This window comes from Nocardiopsis sp. L17-MgMaSL7, from assembly GCF_003182025.1.
In the GTDB taxonomy this organism is placed as follows: Bacteria; Actinomycetota; Actinomycetes; order Streptosporangiales; family Streptosporangiaceae; genus Nocardiopsis; species Nocardiopsis prasina.
Map to the genome: position 1 here is coordinate 27,412 of NZ_QGTF01000023.1, position 17,814 is coordinate 45,225.

Sequence of the window (17,814 nt, forward strand, 5' to 3'; positions counted from 1 at the left end):
GCCCGTGAGTGTCTCGCCGTAGCTTCGGGAGAAGCAGGCCGGGTGTGGACTGCTCCGACTGCCCTCGGCCCGCGATCCGGGACCTGGAAGCGGCGACCTGGTGTTCGGCCTGCGAGGTGGCCGCTGTGGGGTGACGGCGCCTAAGCCACCGTCGCTGACGTTGGGCCAGCTCTCGAAGGTGAGGGCTGGCCCAACCTTGTGAAGCTGGCTTATCGGAAGTCAGGATCGTTTCCGTCACGCGGGTGTCGTGACGGAAACGCGAGGCAACCCTTAGTTGCTTCCGCAACCTTTGGTTGCTACTGTCGTTTGTCAACCAAGGGTTGCTCGCCTGTGCGAGGGTGGTCTTCCGCCCGCGGAACAGGTGTGGGCTACCGCTAAATCCTGTAGTAATCCTCCTCGACCCCACAGAAGGAGAGGTCGCCGTGGCGATCGAGTCCAAATCCACCCAGGAGCGCCGCACCGAGGCCCTGCGCACTCTGCTCCAGGACCGGTACGGCAACTACTACGGCGCCCTCCACCAGGCCTGGGACCTCATCCAGGACCACAGCGGGAGCATCCAGGACCCGCCCAGTACGGACGAGGAACTCCTAGCCGCGCTGACCCTGGTCGACGTCGTGCGCGATCAGGTCAAGGAGGCCGAGGCTGGCCTGCTGGCTCAGCTGCGCCAACCCGACGACCAGGGGCGCGCCCCCGTGGAGTGGGAGAGGATCGGCGACGCCCTGGGCATGAGCCGCCAAGGCGCCGAGCGGCGGTACCTGCGCTCGCAGACCTCTGGAGTGCGCGATGCCAACCGCGCTCGGGGCGACGTGCACCGCAGCCGCCGCGACCGCGAGCAGGCCGATCAGCGCGCCATCGCGCGCTGGGGCCGCTGCGGACGCGCCGACCGGGACTGGCACCTGGACCTGCGGGTGCGCACCGCCAGCGGCCAGGAGGCCATCGCCCGCCTCGACGGGTTCGGCGGTGCGACCGTGCGCCTGGACAGCATGTGCAGGGTGGACGGTGGCTTCGTGTCCTGGCGCGACCTCCAGCTCCTGGAGGTCGTCGAGGAGACCACCCCGTGGGCAGACGCCGAGGCACCCGGCACCCTGACCGGACTGGCCACACAGGAGTAATCGCCACCAACAACACCCCCGCAACTACTGGTTGCGGGGGTGTTGTCATGCGCGTGTAAACGTGAACGTAGGCACGCGCATACCTCTTTACGCGCCTAGACGTGTACCTACCTACCTAGGTTTCCCTGCTCAAGGCGACATAGAGACTGGTTCTGCCTGCGTCACCGTCGAAATCCCACGGGCGCAAGGTCACGCTCATCCCCGCAGCTACGAGGATGGTCACCATCGCGTTGACCATGGCGGCCTGGCAGGCCTCGATGAGCTCTTCCCCCGAGCCCCCATCGATGAGGGCATCGGAGGTGAACCAACCCACGGAAACCCCGGACTTCTCCAGGTTCACTACGGCGCCGCCTGGGTCGGAGCCTTCCTCCCCCGCCGGAAACAACGTCAGGCCTGCGTTGGTCAGTGTGGTGGACACCCTCTGCTTCAGCTCCTCCAGGAGCTTGTTGTGGCGGGCCCGACCCAAGGGGGAGAGCACGTCTACGCTCACGACCTTCTCCAATCAGGGGGTTAGGTGTGCGTGTCCACGCGTAGGCGCTTACACGCACACCTAGGTTTCACTGTTCAGTAACCACGTTCACGAAGCCAGGCGTCCAGCGCGAGCGCGACCTGGTCCTGCCGGGAGACTCCGTGGTCTTCGGCGTACAGGCCTGCTCGTCGGTGCAGCAGCAGGGCCTTGGGAACCCCGATGTTGAACTGGCGGCGCTCGGAGGCGGGCGTGGCCTTGACCTCCTCCACCGAGGGGGGCACGGACGGAGCCCCGGTCCCCTGCACAGGCACGGGAGCCGCCGTCACCGGAGGAGCGGCGGCTGGTTCCGGCCCGGCTTCCTGTTGCGTCCTCTTTTGCTGATGGTCCAGCGGATGCGCGTCGGAGCGCTTCACGGGAGGTTGTGCGGGCTGCGCGGGTTTGGTCGCACGTGTCGGTTGGGGCTTGGGCATCAGGCAACCAAACCCAGGCGGGTCTTGGCCAGGGTGGCGTACCAGGCGACAGACCGCGCGCCTTCGGCGCCGTAGGCGGAGAGCGGGTGTTGCGCACCGGCGGCCTTGGCGATCACGGTCGCACGAGGGCAGGGCTCCTCGTACACGCGGTCGGTGTAGGCCTCCTGGATCTCGTTCAGACGGAAGCGGGCCTCTGTGGTCCGGATGTCAAAGTCGTTCACGATGATCGGGCCGATGACCAGATTCGGGTTGTAGAAGCGCTGTACCCGGTCAACCGTGGTCATCAGCAGCTCGATGCCGTGGGCGCTGAAGAACGCTGGACTGGTGATGGTCCAGACCTCGTCGGCCATGGTGAGGGCGTTGATGGTGAGCTGGCCCAGAGACGGGGGCAGGTCCATCAGGACGACGTCGTAGTCGTCCAGGGCACCCTCGCACGCCCGTCGGAGCCTGTACTCGCGGGCTTCCCACTGTTCGTTCTCCCGGCTGGCCGAGGCGATCGACCCGGGAAGGACATCCAGGCCCTCTGGCCAGACCGCCGCTGCGGGCACGATCGCGGAAGCAGCCGACCCGGGCACGGTCTCCTGGGTCACGTCGTCCACGGACAGCACTTCAGCGAGGGTGTAGTCCCCCACGATCGGGTTCAGAGCCAGAGTCGCGTTGGCCTGCGGGTCTAGGTCGATGATCAGGACCCGGCGCCCCGCGGCCGCGAGCGTGGCGCCGAGGTTGATGGTGGTGGTGGTCTTTCCAACCCCGCCCTTGTGGTTGGCCAGAGCGATGATGCGTGGGTTCGTCATGGGCCTATCCTCGCGCGGACACACCTACGCGCGCACCTTGCTGTATGCGTAGGCGTGTTCGCGCGCACCTATCTACCTAGGTTTCGCTGGTCAGAAGTTGTCCGGCGTCCCACATGTCCGGCGCGTGGTGGCGCAGCTCCCAGTCGACCCCGGCAGAGCGGACGTGCCACACGTCCGCCCCGAGGTCGTCCTCCCCACTCGCCTCCCAGTGCGCCAGCACCCGATCGACCCGGTGAACGCCGTCGTCGGAGGTCCACTCCACCACCAGGCCGTCGTGGTCCAGGACCACGGTCACGCCCTGGTGGCGGTCAGCGCGGCGCAGCTCGGGGTCGTAAGGGCCGAGGGGGACCCATCCCCGGAAGAACCACAGGTCCGCCCGCATGGGCTCACTGTCGGGTTCGTACACGGCCCGGGCCCCGGGGTCAGGGTGGTCGGCGGGGACGTGAGAGCTGATCAGGTATCCGCCCAGCGACTCGCGTGGGGCCTGGAGGTCGGCCTCGGTGAGGTGGTCCAGGAGCTGCTCGCGCCAGTCCTCAGGGCCGCCGATCAGGCGGACATGGGTCGTGGAGGGGGTGGTCTCGCTCATGGGACCGAGCCTGCCACGGCCGAGTGCGGCCAGTGGGCGGATTCGCCTGACAACAGCGTCTGTTTTTGTCACACTGGTGCGCGTGACGAAAACAGACGCTTCACCCCCCAGCGATCTCCCGCTCGTTCCCTGCAAGGGCCCCGGGTGCGACCGGATGGTCGTGCCGAAGATGCCCCGCGGCAAGTCCCACGAGCCGCGCAACGGAAGGTTGCGCCGGTACTGCTCCGGGCGGTGCCGCCAGGCCGCCTACCGCGCCCGCCACGCCCCCAGCCGCCAGGCGCTGGAGGAGTCCATCACGGACGGCCTCCAGGAGCTGCGGTTCCTGCCCCGCCTGAGCGCGGCCGAACTCGAGCTGATCCCGGACGAGGACCTGGCCGCGCTGGCCCAACACGTGGGTCGGGCCCGGGCCATGCACGAGAAGATCCTCGCCGCGCTGCCCGCCGCCCTGGAGGAGCAGCACGCGCCCACCTCGAGGACGCCGCCGCCCATGGTCGGCGCTGAACACCAGCCGCTCCCGCTCTCCCCGGACGCGCCCGCGGCCGCCGCCCCGGTCGCCCCGGTGCGCCGTGCGGACGGTTCCTTCGCGCCCACCCACGAGCAGGAGGCGATCATCGCGGCGGCCGCCGATGGCGGGCACCTGGTCGTGGAGGCCGGAGCCGGGACCGGCAAGACCAGCACGCTGGTGTTGGCCGCCAAGGCCATGCCCCGCCGTCGCGGCCTCTACATCGCGTTCAACAGGAGCATCGCCCGCGAGGCGCAGGCGAAGATGCCCGACAACGTCACCGCCTCCACCGCGCACAGCCTCGCGTTCAGGGCGGTGGGGCGCCGCTACAAGGACCGCCTGGACGGGCCCCGGGTGCCGGCCGCCAAGGCCGCCGTGTTCCTGGGGTTGAGTCAGGACTTCATCGTGGGGGAGGTGCGTCTGTCCCCGGCCAAGCAGGCCGTCCTGTCGCAGGAGACCGTGGGGCGTTTCTGTTACAGCGCGGCCCGTGACATCACCACCGAGCACGTGCCGTTCGTCAAGGGCCTCACCCCCGGCGAGCGCGACGCGCTGGCCCGCCACCTGGTGCCGATCGCCCGCCGGGCGTGGGAGGACCTACAGCGCACCTCGGGCAATCTGAAGTTCGGCCACGACCACTACCTCAAGCTGTGGCAGCTCTCGGGGCCGTCGCTGTCGGCGGACTTCGTGCTCCTGGACGAGGGCCAGGACTCCAACCCCGTGCTCGTCGACGTCATCCGCCGCCAGGACGCCCAGCAGATCGTGGTCGGGGACTCCGCGCAGCAGATCTACGGCTGGCGCGGCGCGGAGGACGCCCTGGTCACCTGGCCGACCCAGCAGCGCCTCCAGCTCACCCAGTCCTGGAGGTTCGGCCCGGCCGTCGCGAACGAGGCCAACGTCTGGTTGGCCGAACTCGGCATGGGCATGCGCCTGTCCGGCAACCCCGGCAAGAACTCGGTGATCGGCCCCCTCGGGGGCGGGCCGCGCACGGTGCTGTGCCGCACCAACGCCACCGCCATGGGCCGCGCCATGAGCGCGTTGGCCGACGGGGAGAAGGCGGCGATCGTGGGCGGGACCAGCTCCATGCGGCGCCTGGCCGATGCCGCCCGCGACCTCCAGGCCGGCAAGGCCACTTCCCACCCCGAGCTGTTCGCGTTCGAGACCTGGCAGCAGGTCCGCACCTACGTCGAGGACCAGCCCGAAGAGGCAGGCGAGTTGAGCACGTTCGTGGAGCTGATCGACGACCACGGAGCCGAGGAGATCATCACCGCCACCGGCCGTCTGGGCAACGAGAAGGGCGCCCAGACGCTGTTCTCCACCGCGCACAAGGCCAAGGGGCGCGAGTGGTCGAAGGTCGAGGTGGCGGACGACTTCCGTGAACCCCAGCCGGGTCAGAAGGTCGCCCGGGCGGACTCGATGCTGGCCTACGTCACCGTCACCCGCGCCATGGACCGCCTGGACAACACGGGGCTGGCGTGGATCCACGAACGCCAGGGGCGCCATGTGGGCGACCGCGGGGGCTGGGGTACGGCGAGCCTGCTGGACCCGCGCCATCCGGACTGGAGGGACCCGTATCGTCTCGGAGGTGGGGGTTGAGGAACATCGGAACAGGAATCCGCGCTAAGGCTCCCCGGCCTGTTCACCGGTCGGTGGTGAGCGCGTTCAGGGCGCGGGTCTTGTCGGCGTCGGTGGGCAACGTGTAGCGGCGGGTGGTGTTGAGGTCGGCGTGGCCCATCAGCTCGGCGACCAGGACCACGTCGACCGGTGCGGCGGCCACCTCGCCGCGGCCCCGGACGAGGTCGGTGCCGAAGGTGTGGCGCAACACGTGCGGGCCGAAGGATTCGCCGTCGTCTGAGGGGCCGATGCCCGCCGCGGCCCCCAGGGTGGTCACCACGGTGCTGGCGGCGCGGGTGGACAGGCCGGCGCCGTCGCGGTTGCGGATGAGCGGGCCCGCGGCGGGGCGGCCGAGTTCGTCGAGCAGCTCCTCCAGGGTGGTGCGCACCTGGGCGTGCAGGGGGACGGTGCGGTCCTTGCCGCCCGACCTGCCCTTGCCGCGTACCCGCACGCTGCCCTTCCTCGCGGAGAGGCGGAGGTCGGCCACGTCCAGGGCGATGATCTCGGCGACCCGCAGGCCGGCATAGTAGGCCAGGTGGCAGATCGCCCGGTCCCGCGCCGAGGCGTCGCGGGCCACGGTCCGCAAAAACCGCAGCAGCGTGCGCTGGTCCAGGGCGCGGGGCGCGCTCGGGCGGGGCAGGTGTTCGCGCACCACCGCGGGCCGACCCGAGCCGCGCAGGGCGAAGAAGGCGTCCACGGCGGCCAGGCGGTTGTTGATGGTGGCCGCGCCCAGGTGGGTGCCCCGCGCGGTGCGGGTGTTCTTCAGGTGCCGGCGCCAGTCGCGCACCGCCCAGTCCCGCGCGGCCGCATCGGTGAGGGGGTCGCCGTCCACTGCGCCGTCCTGCCGGGCCTGGGCCAGCCAGACCAGGAACGCGGCGGCGCTGCGCCGGTACTTGTCCCGGGTGGCCGGACCCAGGTCGGTGGCCGAGGCCAGGCGGCCGGTGAACGCGGCGAGCTCGCCCGCCAGATCCGCCGGGAGTTCGGGGGTGTGGCGGGGCCGTCCGGTTCGTGTGTTTCCAGAAGTGATTTCGGGGGACTGCGTCGGGCCAGGGGTCGTGTTTCCAGAAGTCACCCCGGCAGTCTACTTCCGGAAATGCGTATTTCCAGAAGCAGCTGTCTCCCGAATGCCTTGCTGCAGCCCATCGAAGGCCGCGGCGCCGAGGGGGCACGGCAGAACCACTGATCCCCTGTTATAACGTTCGTTATAATCTCAGGTTCTTTCTCTGCCGCCCCGGAGGCGTTCATGCACCACCACCCTGCCCGCGAGAACACTGTGCGAGAACTCCTGTTCCGCCGCTCAGGCGTACTCGAATGGGGCGAGCGCCCGGCCCCGACCTTGGAGGAGGGGACCGACGCGATCGTGCGGCCCATCCTGGCCGGGCGCTGCGACGGCGACACCCTGCCCATCCACCGGCCCGTCTCGCGCGCCATGCAGGCCGGGATGGCCCTGGGCGCCATAGACCCGGTCGTGGGCTCGATCTGCGGACGTGTCCCCTTCCAGGGGCCCTTCGGGATCGGCCACGAATGCGTCGCCGAGGTCCTTGAAACCGGCTCGGACGTGCGCGGGGTGCGGCCGGGCGACCGCGTCGTCGTGCCCTGGTCGGTCTCCTGCGGCACGTGCGAGCGGTGCCGCCGCGGGCTGACCTCCAAGTGCGCCACCACCGCCCGCTCCACCCTGGCCGCCTACGGGTTCGGGCCCGCCAGCGGGGAGTGGGGCGGCATGGTCGCCGACGCCTTCCGGGTGCCCTTCGCCGACCACATGCTGGTCCCCGTCCCGGACGGGGTGCCCTCCGCGCGCGTGGCCGCGGCCAGCGACAACCTCGCCGACGCCTGGCGCACGGTGGCCGGGCCCCTCGCCGAGCGGCCCGGGGGGACCGTGCTGGTCCTGGGCGGGGGCGCCAAGAGCATCGGCCTGTACGCCGCCGGCCTCGCCGTCGCCCTGGGCGCCGCCGAGGTCGACTACTTCGACGACGATCCCGACCGCCGCGCCATCGCCGAGTCCTTCGGGGTCCGGACCCGGCCGCTGAACGACCCCGGCACCCGGCCCCGCCGGGGCGGCTACGACGTCACGGTGGAGGCCACCTCGAAGTCCCGCGGCCTGCAGCGCGCAGTCCGCGCCCTGGCCCCGGGCGGGGTGTGCACGGCCGTGGGCTATTACGTCGCCCCCACCACCCGGGTGCCGCTCATGCAGATGTACGCCAACGACTCCACCCTGCGCCTGGGGGTCTCCCACCCCCGGGCGGTGCTGGAGGAACTGCTGGGCTTCGTGGCGCGCACCGGGTTCGAGGCCGAACGGGTCACCACCCTGACCGCCGACTGGGAACAGGCGCCCCACGCCTACGCACAGCGCGCCACCAAGGTGGTGCTGCGCCGCGAGCCGCTCCTGGCCACCGAACCCTCCTGTTGACGCACCGGTGCCGCCCCGCTCCCGGCGGGGCGGCACCGGGTCCGCGCAGGGCGGGTTCAGCTCGCGCGGTCGGGCAGGAGGTCGCGGCGCACGAACACGGGCTTGAGGTGGCGTGCCACCAGGCCCTGGGGCAGGTCCTCCCAGTCCAGGACGTGCGAGACCACCCGGCCGGGGGCCACGGTTCCCGAGGCCGCCAGCTCCAGGGCGTGGGGGATGTGCCCGCGCACGTTGTCGCGGGCGATCCTCAAGGTGACGCCGGTCAGGTACATGTCCAGCAGGGGAAGCCCGCCGGGGCGGAAGTGGTTGCCGGCGCTCTCACAGATCCCTTCGGGGGCCAGGCTCTTGAGGGCGGACTCCAACTGGTCGACGCGGCCGGTGGCCTCCACCGCGATGTCGAACCCGTGGCGGATGGGCTCCAAGGCCTCGACGGTGCGGGCGCCGAAGCTCTCGGCGATCGCCCGGTGGCCGGGGTCGGGGTCCACGTACAGCACGTCCCCGGCCCCCAGGGCGCGGGCGATGTCGCACACGTACAGGCCGATGCTGCCGCGGGCCACGACCAGCACGCGGGCCCCGGGCCGTGCCTTCAGGTGCGGGGCGACCAGGCGCCAGGACAGCGACCAGTTGTCGCTGGCCGCGGCCATGGCCACCGGGTCCAGTCCGGCGGGCAGGGGCACGAGCATCGCGTCGGCCCAGGGCACGCGGACCAGGTCGGAGAACAGCCCTCCCCAGGCGCCGCCGATCGGGGCCCCGTACATGGCCATGTGCGGCACCGAGGCGCAGTGCGCGGTGAGCCCGGACCGGCACGGGTCGCAGGTGCCGCAGCTGATCGACCAGGGCACGACGACCAGGTCCCCCGGGACCACGCCGGTCACCGCGTCGCCGACGTCCACGACGCGGGCGACGCACTCATGTCCAAGGGGGAAGGGCGGGTCGAGGAAGCCGTGCCCGGCCAGGATCGCCGAGTCCACATCGCACGAGGTCGCGGCCACGGGGGCCACGATCGCCCCCAGGTCGGAATCGAGCACGGGGTCGGGAGCCTGGCGCCATGCGGCCGCCCAGCGGCCGGTGTAGGTCAGCTCACGCATCGGCCCGCCCCTCCCCGTCCGTGTTCGGTCCGCCGCCGGCCAGGTCGGCCAGGTCGGCCAAGCGCACGATCGACCCGCCCACGCCCCAGGTGCCCTCGGGCTGTTCGTGGATGAGCACCCACACCCGCAGCGCCTGGTCCTGGGCCAGTCCGGCCGCGTCCAGGACGATCCGGGTCGCGTCCTGGACCAGCCCGGCCCTGCGCCGCTCCGAGAGCGCCCCTTGGGGCACGGTCACGTTGACCAGGAACCGGGGCTCGGCGTCCCCGGCGGTGGTCTGCGCCCCTGCGGGCAGCTCCTCCAGGTAGCTCCACGCTTGGGCGCGGAAGAAGTCCGTGTCCGGGGCGCCCTCCCACTGCAACAGGGCGGCGGCCAGGTCGCGCTGCACACCAGCGCGCCCCTGTTCGGTCAACGCACCCGCAGGGCAGGTCAGTCGGATCATCGGCATGGTGTTCTCCCTCCACCAGGAAAAACCTGGCTATAACGACCGTTATAAGTCGCGGTGAGCGTAGACTATAACGACTGTCATGACCAGTGGAGTGGAAGGGACGCCCGAGTGAGCGAGAAGGAGCCGTCCCCGCGGGAGAAGATCGTGGCCGGAGCCGCCGACATGCTCGGCCGGCGCGGCCTGAACGCCACGAGCATCCGGGAGACGGCCAAGCACGCCGGGGCGCCGCTGGGCTCGACCTACCACTACTTTCCCCACGGCAAGACCCAGCTGGCCGCCGAGGCCGTGCGCTACGCCGGAGGCAGGGTCGCCGCGGGGCTGGAGCGCGCACTGCGCCAGGGGCCGGTCGCCGGGCTGGGCGCCTATCTCGACCTGTGGCGCACCATCATCGTGGACGGTGACTACCGGGTGGGCTGCCCGGTCCTGGCTGTGGCCATCGAGGAGCCGGGATCCGGAGAGCGGCCCGCGGCCCTGGACGCGGCGGCCGAGGCCTTCGACACCTGGCAGAGCCTGCTGGCGGCCTCGCTGCGCGAACACCGGACACCGCCGGAGCAGGCCGCGCAGCTCGCCGCGCTCACGGTCGCCGCCGTCGAGGGCGCCGTCGCCATGTGCCGAGCCCAACGCTCCACGGCCGCCCTGGACGCCGTCGACGCACAGCTGCACGCCCTGCTGCGCACCGCCACGGGGGAGGGCGCCGCGGGGTGAGGCAGGACCCCACGTCCGCGCTCACCCGGCAGCCGACCCGAACCGCCAGCCATCACCACGGCACCGTTCACACATGGGGTCCCCTGCGGTGGGCACCGCACAGGCCGGGGCCCTGACGTGAACACCACGGTCTGCTACTCCTCCTCGCCATCGAGCACCTGGTCGGGATCGCGCAGGTCGCGGCGACCGCCCGGCATGTCCGGGAGCAGGAACGAGTAGTGGCCGTGCACGTTGATGTGGGTGCGGGCGAACGCCGACAGGTGCACCACGTCCTCCTCGCGCACCGTGTAGCCCTGGCCGCGGAGCTGGTCCAAAGCCGCGTCCATGTACACGGTGTTCCACAAGGTGACGCAGTTCAGAACCAGACCGAGGGCGCCGAGCTGGTCCTCCATGCCCTCGATGTACCGCTGACGTAGCTCGCCGCGCTTGCCGTGGAAGATGTGCCGCCCCAGGGCGTGGCGGGACTCCTGCAACGTGGTCTGGGACTTGATCGCCCGCCGGTAGGTCTCGTCGTCCAGGTAGGTGAGCACGTGCAGGCTCTTGAACAGGCGGCCGAAGTGGGCGATGGCTTGGCCCAGCGGGGTGGGGTTGCCGTCCCGGGAGAGCATGCGGATGACGTCGTAGGCGCGCACAGCGCCGGTGTGGATGGAGGCGACCACCCGGCAGATGTCGTCCCAGTGGCGGCGGATGCGTTCGGTGTCGATGCGGCCGCGGGCGGCGGTGTCCAGGGGTCCGTAGTCGGCGGTGCGGTCGATCCTCCACAGCCGGTGGTCGGGCACGTCGGCAAGCTGGGGCCGGTACTGGCGCCCGAGCAGGTGGACCAGGCCGAAGATGAGGTCGGAGTAGGAGCCCTCGTCGGTGACGATGATGTCGGGGGCCAGACCGCCGTCCTGGTTGTAGAGCACGTCCAGCAGGTGCAGGGTGTCGCGCGGGGTGCCGGCCACCACCCGGCTCGCGAGCCCGGCGGCCTGGTCGTTGACCATGTTCAGCCAGGTGGAACCCCTGCGGCGGCCGAAGTAGCGGCGGTTGGGGCGGGCGTGGATGGTGTTGACCGGGACCACGAACCGCATCCCGTCCACCGAGGCGACCCGGCCGCCGCCCCAGGCCCGGGCGAGAGCGTTGTCGGCCTGGCCCTCGATGAGGGGGACGTTGGCCGCAGAGTAGGTGTCCGGGCGCAGGTAGTTCTGGTCCACGTGGGAGAGCCGGTCGCGGGTCAGCGGAGTGACGCCGTTCTTGACGATGGGTGTGTAGTCCAGGTTGCAGGCCCGACACACCAGCAGCGCGGCCACGGTGACATGCAGGTCGGCCAACCGTGATTCGGCCCCGGAGAGGCTGGTGAAGGCGTCCATGAAGGCCGGGTTCCAGCTCATCACCTCCAAGATCAGCTCGGGCAGGTCCACCCGGGGGAGCATCCGCACCACCCGTTTGCGCAGGTCCACCAGGCTGGGAGGGTCCTTGATGGCGGTGAGGTTGCGCAGGTGGACGCGGCCGCCCTCGTCCACGGTGACCGCGTCGTTGACGCGCATCCGCCCGCCGACCTGGCGGTAGGTGGCGTCCAGCAGCCGGGCGTGCTCGGCCAACAGCTCATCCGGGCACTCGGGAAGCCCCAGGGCGGCCAGAGCCTGGGGCTTGGCCTGCTCCCACGCGGACCCCGAGAGCAACTTGGCGCGCGGGTCGGCCCACCGGGCCGAGGCCGGGGCGAAGATGTCGCGGCGCTTGAGGTGGCGGTGGAACTGCTCCAGGACGCAGAAGACGTAGGCGGCCTTGTGCACCACGTCAGGGTCTTCGGGGAAGACGAGCCGGTGCCAGGACCCGGTGATCAGGTCGGTGTCGACCTCGCGGGCGCGGATCTTCTTGCGGCCGATCAGCTCCGGCAGGGCGCGCATGGCCTCCAGTACCGCGGTGCCTTCGACGGTGGCGCCGAAGTCGATGACCTCGCACAGCATCGGCAGGAAGCCGCGCACGCTGGCGTAGCGGTTGACCAGCTCGGCCCGCCACGCCTCGTCATCGTCGGAGCCGGGTGCGGGCAGCAGCTCTTCCAGCGCCAGTAGCGCGGCCGCCAGTTCCCCGCGCGGCACCACCCGTTCGATGCGCTCCCACACCTGCGCCAGGTTCACCCCCTCGGCCTCCTCCCGCGCCGGGGCGGCCTCCAGGAGCACGTTCACCGCGGCGGCGAGCTTGGCCGACTCCGCGCTCAACCGCGGCAGGCGCCGTACCTTCTCCTTGACCGACTCGCGTTCGGCCTGGGCCAGCAGGCGGGTGGTCATCAATAGATCCAGCAGTTCCAGGGCGTCATCGACTGTGCGGGCCTGGAGCTGGACCACGGTGGCCACCAGCGTGGCCAGGCGGCGCTCGGAGCCGTGGCGGCGCAGCAGGGTGGCCTTGCCGGAGAGCCCGTAGCGGGCCATCTCGGTGATGCGCCGGGAAGAAGTAGCGGTCCAGGTCCGCTCGGGGGACGGGGCTTGTGTAGCGGCCGTAGGCGGCCGCCTGCTCATCGGTGAGGAACTCAACTGGCATGCCCACAGACGGTACGAGCAGATCAAAGTTGCTTAGCGCGGATTCCTGTTCCGATGTTCCTCAACCCCCTACACCGACGAGCTCCTGCACCGCCAGGACGACGAGCTGATCATGCACACGGTCAGCTCCTACAACCACTTCCTGGACCACAACGACACCCCGCCGCAGGAGCGCACACCGATGTACGAGCGCTTCGCCGACCGCATCCGGTTCACCGGCCTGGCCCTGACCCCGGTCGGTGGACGGGGCGTGGTCACGATGGCCAACGGGTGCCTGGTCGCCGCCTACGAGGCCGCCCTGCTGGGCGCGGAGTTCGACTCCGAGCTGATGCGCCACCCGGACCGGCCCATCCCCGAGGACACCCGCCAGAGGATGAACAAGCGCCTGATCAGCGCCCAGCAGTACATGGAGAAGTCCCGCGAGGGCATCGCCGGGCTGGCCGGATATCCCGAGGTCCCTACCGCCAAGGACGGCCAGGTCCTGGAGTCGGAGGATGAGCGCATCACCCGGATCGTCGATATGGGCGCCAGCGTTCTCGTGGAGTATGCCTTCCCCACCCCGGACGGGCCGGTGCGCTCACGCGGTCAGGCGCTGCTGGACGAGGTCACCGAGCTGATCGGGCTCACCGCCGAGGAACGCGGTGAGCTGCTCGTGCGGATGGTCGAGGCCGACGTCGACCGGGTCGAAGCCCAGACCCTGCACGCACCACCCACCGAGGACTAGGGACCGCCACAGTGCGGGGGGATGGGGCAACGGAGGTCGTTGCCCCATCCCCCCGTATCGTGTTCGCCCCGTCTCTAGAGTGAGCTCGTGGCCAAACAGAAGAAGCGCTCCGCTCCCGCTCCCTCTATCACCCCCTCCAAACTCGCCCAGGGATGGGCGGCCCCCGTCGGCGGCCGCATCCGCCCGGCCCGCCCCGACGATCTTCCTCGGGCCGCCGAACTACTGGCCGACGTGGGCACCGACATCACCCAGGACCTGAACATCGCCGCCGGGGACGCGAACACCTCGGTACTGCTCCACGAGTGCCTGACCCATCGGAACAAGGAGAGCGCGATGCGCGCCGTCGCCGGTGGCACACTGGACGGTCGTCAGATCGACCCCATGGCGGGCCTGTCAGCTCTGCTGGTGGCAACCGACCGGGCAGGGCAGGTCATCGGCTGCGCCTTGATGATCCCGCCGGGCCGCTTCCTGGCCCAGGTGCGACGGGTCAACGAGGTCCAGGGGCTGGCGCTGATGCTGGTCATCACCAAGCTCAAAGGGTTGGCGGTGGACCCCGCGTACCGCGGACAAGGGATCGGTGCGGCGCTGGTCAAGCGCAGTGTGCAGCTGTACGCCCAGAGCGGCTTCCACGTGATGTACGGGCAGTTCACCGCCGATCGTGACCTGGAGCCGTTCTACCGCCGTCAGCACTTCACAGTGCTGGATCTGGGGGAACCGCTTCGTCTGGAGACGATGCTCGCCCTGCCCGCGTCGATCGCGTCCGAGGGCAAGGAGCGGTTCTTCCACCGGCTGCTGGGATAGGCGAAGAGGTCACTCCAGGGGTCTCGCCACGGTACATGCCATACTGCGAAAGCCTGGAGCGACAGTCGCACAGTCATTCGCACAAGCGATCGCACAGTCGCACAGTCATTCGCACAAGCGATCGCACAAAGACGGGAGATGACAATGAACCCGCGCAAGAAGCGGCGGGTCGCCCTTTGCAACAACAAGGGCGGCACAATGAAGACCTCCGGTGTGACCGGCCTAGCTGAGGCGTTCGCGGACGCTGGATACAGCGTCCTAGTGGTCGACATGGACCCGCAGAGGAACGCCTCACGACGTCTCGGCGTTCCACTCGACCCACAAAACTCTCGGCCTAGCGTGTCTGATGCCATCAGGGACGCAGCACCCGGGATCGCAGCACAGGCCCTTCACCCATGCGGGTGGGAGGAGGGTTTCGCTGAGCGCATCACGGTTCTTCCCGCGGTCAAGGCGTTGGAGAACCGGATCAGCGAGGCCGGAGTCCCCGGGGCCGTGAGGCGGCTGGACGTCGTGCTGGAAGGAGTGGATGACGACATCGACATCACCCTCGTCGACACCCAGCCGTCTCTGGGCCACCTCACCCAAATGGTCCTCGCGGCAGTCGGGGGAGCGCTGGTGATGTCGGCACCCGAGTACGACGACGTCGAGGGCGCCATCCGAGTACAGGAGTTCATCACCGAGCAGGGCGTGAACCTGTACAACCCCGAGCTCGAGTTCCTGGGCGTGGTGCCCACGCGAGTGCGGGAGCAGCTCGCAGCGCACAAGTACCAGCTGGAGGGCTACGACACCACCTTCGGTGTGGAGAACATCTGGCAGCCACGCCTTCCGGAGATGACGGCGATCAAGGAAACCAACGACGACGCCGTCCCCATGCGCAGCACTCCGGGAGGTCGCAAGATGGCCGACTTCTTCGACGTCCACGCCCGTACCCTGGCCAAGCGGGTGGGCCTGTGAGCGCCAAGCGCCGTGGCCAGCGGCCGGGAGAAGCCGCGTCCAGGACTCCGCTGAAGCCCGCCCAGGAGGACCTCATCGTGGGAGACACCAAGACCGCAGAGCCCCCCACTCCTTCGCCTTCGGTAGAGCGGTCTGTCCCCGCTCCGAAGCCAGCCGCGTCTGCCGGTGCTCGTGCTGGATGGGAAGCCGCCGTGATCCTCGCCCGAACCGATCCGCGCAGCTGGGAACCGTACAGCGTGCGCCTGCCCGAGGCGCTGTGGACACGGCTGGAAGAGCGCCTGGAGGCGGACCAGCGCTCCTACGGTCTGCCCTCACTGGCCATGAGCCACTACATCTATGCCGCGCTGGAACGCATCCCGGACCGGGCCGAGACTGCTGCGGAGTGGGCCATCTCGTATCAGGTCGCGCAGGGGCTTCGTCCGCCAGCAACGCGCTCGTCCGGGACCCGTCTGCACCGCAATGTTCTGTCCCGCATGGAATTGCTGCCAACCCAGCTACGTCGAGTCGCTCGTCCTGGGCTCCTGGGTCACCTCCAGGCTGCTGCGATCAAGAGCCTGCTCGATGAGCTGGACGCGGCCTAAGAACAGCACGAGGCCCTATCCAGCCCACAAGGCCCTGTCCCGGAACACGAGTTCCGGGACAGGGCCTTGTCAGCGACCCCTGGAAGGGCCTGCGGGAGATCAGCGGGGCGACCATCCGGCACCGGGACGGCACAGGACGACCCAGAGGCCCGCCCCTTTCGGCTGGACTTCGAGGTCGGCGGGGATGATCTTTCTCCTCGGACCTTTGGTCAAGTGGCCGACGTGTTCTACGGCCTCGTGGGAGGAGAGGGGGTCCCATGTGGCGCGGAACTCGGTGGGTGTTCCCTGCGGCGAGAGCCGGACCTGGTAGGCGGCGTCCTCTCCGAGGTGGTAAACGAGGTCTTGTCGGAACCTGGCCAGGTCCGGGTCGGTGTCGAGAGGCCTTCGGGGTTTGAGCTTCTTCCTTTTCCACCATGGCATGAGGCTGTGCTCCCATCACTCGTTCGGTTGGGGCCGGTCTAGAGGTCGGGAAGTCGGCCGGCCTCCCACATGTCGGGGCCGTGGCACCGCAGCTCCCAGTCGCGCCCCGCGCTGTGGACGTGCCACACGTCGAACCCGAGGTCGTCCTCCCCGCTCGCTTCCCAGTGCGCGAGCACTCGCTCGACCCGGTGAAGGCCACCATCCCCGGAGGCCCACTCCACCACCAGGCCGTCGTGGTCCAGGACCACGGTGGCGGCCTGGTGGTGGTCGGCGCTGCGCAGCTCGAGGTCCGCGGGACCCGTGGGCATCCATCCCCGGAAGAACCAGACGTCGGCACGCGCGGGCTCACTGTCGGGTTCGTACACCGCCCGAGCTCCAGGGTCGGGGTGGCCGGGCGGGACGTGGGAACTGATCAAGTAGCCACCGAGGTCCTCACGGGGGCCCGCGAGCTCTTCTCGGGTGACGTGGTCCAGGAGCTGCTCGCGCCAGTCGTCGGGCCCGCCGATCAGGCGGACATGGGTCGTGGAGGGGGTGGTCTCGCTCATGGGATCGAGCCTGACACTGTCCGCAGAGGACTGGAGGTGATTCAACCAACCGGGCCTGCCTCAGGCGCCAGCCCCCAGACCCCCAAGGAGGCTCCAAAGCGAAAGCGTGCCGTTTTCCCTCTCGTGGTTCACGGAGCGTTAATTACGAGGATCATTTTTTTTGAGAAAACGAACGTTAGCGACTTGAGGAAGAGCGAGAACATCTCGCCGCAGGCGAGCAACCAGGGGCTTTGGTCATGCGCAAGCGAAGAATCTGTGCAGCTCAACCGGGTTTCTCCTTGCCCCATACCACAGCACTCCAAAGGGAGATGTCGCACGGGATTTGGCGCGACTGGGCGCGCCGCACACCCCACTCCGAAAGGGCGTATGATCGACTGCGTCTCACTGGAAACAAAGAAAAGGCCCCGGATTTCAGGCCTGAAATCCGGGGCGTGATCAAATCTGCACGTAAGACTTGACAGGAGAAGACTATGTCAACCGCGCCCGACATGCCTAGGCCCCCCAGGCATTCGGCATGGCTACGTAGTCACCTGGGCCTGGTGGTAGCTGTGACAACCTTGCTGAGCTCACTGGTGACCGTAGCGACCTGGATGGGATGGACCCCCTTCATCGCGTGATGCGATGGCTGGGCAGGCACGTCCGCCAGCCACCACCCCCGCAAACTCTTGGTTGCGGGGGTGGTCGTGTTTCAGGGGTCAGGTCGGCGGCAATCGCCCCGGCGGCCGCACGCCAACGACGTCGACCGGCACCTCGTGGGGCGGGCGATGTGGAGGCTGCCCGCTCCAGTGCGCGAGCCCGGCCGGGCCGGGGCGGGCCAGGACTCCACGGATGGCTGCGGGTGAACCGCCGCGCCCCCGCGACGGCGGGTCGGCTACCGGCCGCTGTTCCTGGCTCATGTGGCCCAGTGTGCCGACACAGGGGCGGGCGTGGGGGCGGTTCCAGCGGGTTGCCTCATCGCGCGTGAGCGGGGAGTGGCGGGGTTGAACCAATGGTTCGAACAACGGTTGAGAGAACAGTTCAACCAATGGTTGCGGCATCGGTTGAAGCAACGGTTCGAGCGGGGGTTCATCGACGCTCGGTGATCGTC

The 17,814-nt window shown here is 69.7% G+C and carries 17 protein-coding genes and 1 pseudogene; 8 read left to right on the top strand and 10 right to left on the bottom strand.

Annotated features, from left to right (window positions below; genetic code table 11):
• Positions 1–422: 422 nt before the first annotated feature.
• Positions 423–1,112 (top strand): hypothetical protein, encoded by a 690-nt coding sequence (locus BDW27_RS25850; RefSeq protein WP_110052248.1) that lies wholly within the window; start codon positions 423–425, stop codon positions 1,110–1,112.
• 115 nt (positions 1,113–1,227) lie between these two features.
• On the opposite strand, the gene BDW27_RS25855 is transcribed toward BDW27_RS25850, so the two are convergent.
• From BDW27_RS25855 to BDW27_RS25870, 4 genes are all read right to left on the bottom strand, one after another.
• Positions 1,228–1,602 carry a hypothetical protein gene (locus BDW27_RS25855; RefSeq protein WP_110052250.1) on the bottom strand — a complete coding sequence of 125 codons (375 nt, stop codon included), beginning with the start codon at positions 1,600–1,602 and terminating at the stop codon, positions 1,228–1,230.
• A 74-nt stretch (positions 1,603–1,676) separates the two neighbouring features.
• Positions 1,677–1,862, bottom strand: coding sequence for a hypothetical protein (locus BDW27_RS25860; protein WP_146223306.1), 186 nt, complete (start codon positions 1,860–1,862; stop codon positions 1,677–1,679).
• Between the two features lie 188 nt (positions 1,863–2,050).
• Complete coding sequence (locus BDW27_RS25865; RefSeq protein ID WP_110052253.1) at positions 2,051–2,845, bottom strand: ParA family protein; 795 nt, start codon at positions 2,843–2,845, stop codon at positions 2,051–2,053.
• 76 nt (positions 2,846–2,921) lie between these two features.
• Positions 2,922–3,431 (bottom strand): hypothetical protein, encoded by a 510-nt coding sequence (locus BDW27_RS25870; RefSeq protein WP_110052255.1) that lies wholly within the window; start codon positions 3,429–3,431, stop codon positions 2,922–2,924.
• A 154-nt stretch (positions 3,432–3,585) separates the two neighbouring features.
• Between BDW27_RS25870 and BDW27_RS25875 the strand changes: the two genes are divergently transcribed.
• Positions 3,586–5,526 carry a UvrD-helicase domain-containing protein gene (locus BDW27_RS25875; protein ID WP_199560769.1) on the top strand — a complete coding sequence of 647 codons (1,941 nt, stop codon included), beginning with the start codon at positions 3,586–3,588 and terminating at the stop codon, positions 5,524–5,526.
• 43 nt (positions 5,527–5,569) lie between these two features.
• On the opposite strand, the gene BDW27_RS25880 is transcribed toward BDW27_RS25875, so the two are convergent.
• Positions 5,570–6,616 carry a tyrosine-type recombinase/integrase gene (locus BDW27_RS25880; RefSeq protein WP_110052257.1) on the bottom strand — a complete coding sequence of 349 codons (1,047 nt, stop codon included), beginning with the start codon at positions 6,614–6,616 and terminating at the stop codon, positions 5,570–5,572.
• Positions 6,617–6,787: 171 nt separating this feature from the next.
• On the opposite strand from BDW27_RS25880, the gene BDW27_RS25885 reads away from it, so the two are divergent.
• Entirely contained in the window at positions 6,788–7,951 is a 1,164-nt protein-coding gene (locus BDW27_RS25885) for a zinc-binding dehydrogenase (protein WP_110052258.1), read from the top strand.
• Positions 7,952–8,007: 56 nt separating this feature from the next.
• On the opposite strand, the gene BDW27_RS25890 is transcribed toward BDW27_RS25885, so the two are convergent.
• Together BDW27_RS25890 and BDW27_RS25895 are read right to left on the bottom strand one after the other, a co-directional pair.
• Complete coding sequence (locus BDW27_RS25890; RefSeq protein WP_110052260.1) at positions 8,008–9,036, bottom strand: zinc-binding dehydrogenase; 1,029 nt, start codon at positions 9,034–9,036, stop codon at positions 8,008–8,010.
• Positions 9,029–9,481, bottom strand: coding sequence for a tautomerase family protein (locus BDW27_RS25895; RefSeq protein WP_110052262.1), 453 nt, complete (start codon positions 9,479–9,481; stop codon positions 9,029–9,031). Before BDW27_RS25895 ends, BDW27_RS25890 begins: the two co-directional genes overlap by 8 nt.
• Before the next feature lie 108 nt (positions 9,482–9,589).
• Here BDW27_RS25895 and BDW27_RS25900 point away from each other — a divergent pair, with 108 nt between their 5' ends.
• Positions 9,590–10,186, top strand: a complete 597-nt coding sequence (locus tag BDW27_RS25900) for a TetR/AcrR family transcriptional regulator (RefSeq protein ID WP_199560770.1) — start codon at positions 9,590–9,592, stop codon at positions 10,184–10,186.
• A gap of 134 nt (positions 10,187–10,320) precedes the next feature.
• On the opposite strand, the pseudogene BDW27_RS25905 reads toward BDW27_RS25900, so the two are convergent.
• Positions 10,321–12,624: pseudogene (locus BDW27_RS25905) on the bottom strand (Tn3 family transposase); the annotation flags it as partial.
• Positions 12,625–12,814: 190 nt separating this feature from the next.
• Here BDW27_RS25905 and BDW27_RS25910 point away from each other — a divergent pair.
• The 4 genes from BDW27_RS25910 to BDW27_RS25925 all read left to right on the top strand — a co-directional run bounded on the left by BDW27_RS25910 (position 12,815) and on the right by BDW27_RS25925 (position 15,762).
• Complete coding sequence (locus BDW27_RS25910) at positions 12,815–13,426, top strand: hypothetical protein (RefSeq protein ID WP_110052264.1); 612 nt, start codon at positions 12,815–12,817, stop codon at positions 13,424–13,426.
• Positions 13,427–13,513: 87 nt separating this feature from the next.
• A complete protein-coding gene (locus BDW27_RS25915; protein ID WP_110052266.1) occupies positions 13,514–14,227 on the top strand; it encodes a GNAT family N-acetyltransferase in 714 nt (237 codons plus the stop codon).
• Positions 14,228–14,371: 144 nt separating this feature from the next.
• Positions 14,372–15,181 (top strand): ParA family protein, encoded by an 810-nt coding sequence (locus tag BDW27_RS25920; RefSeq protein ID WP_110052267.1) that lies wholly within the window; start codon positions 14,372–14,374, stop codon positions 15,179–15,181.
• Positions 15,182–15,372: 191 nt separating this feature from the next.
• The gene (locus BDW27_RS25925) at positions 15,373–15,762 is read left to right on the top strand and encodes a hypothetical protein (RefSeq protein WP_110052269.1); all 390 of its coding nucleotides are present in this window, start codon (positions 15,373–15,375) and stop codon (positions 15,760–15,762) included.
• A gap of 99 nt (positions 15,763–15,861) precedes the next feature.
• On the opposite strand, the gene BDW27_RS27185 is transcribed toward BDW27_RS25925, so the two are convergent.
• Both BDW27_RS27185 and BDW27_RS25930 read right to left on the bottom strand, forming a co-directional pair.
• Entirely contained in the window at positions 15,862–16,182 is a 321-nt protein-coding gene (locus tag BDW27_RS27185; RefSeq protein ID WP_146223307.1) for a hypothetical protein, read from the bottom strand.
• Positions 16,183–16,220: 38 nt separating this feature from the next.
• Complete coding sequence (locus BDW27_RS25930; protein ID WP_110052271.1) at positions 16,221–16,727, bottom strand: hypothetical protein; 507 nt, start codon at positions 16,725–16,727, stop codon at positions 16,221–16,223.
• Positions 16,728–17,814 lie beyond the last annotated feature (1,087 nt).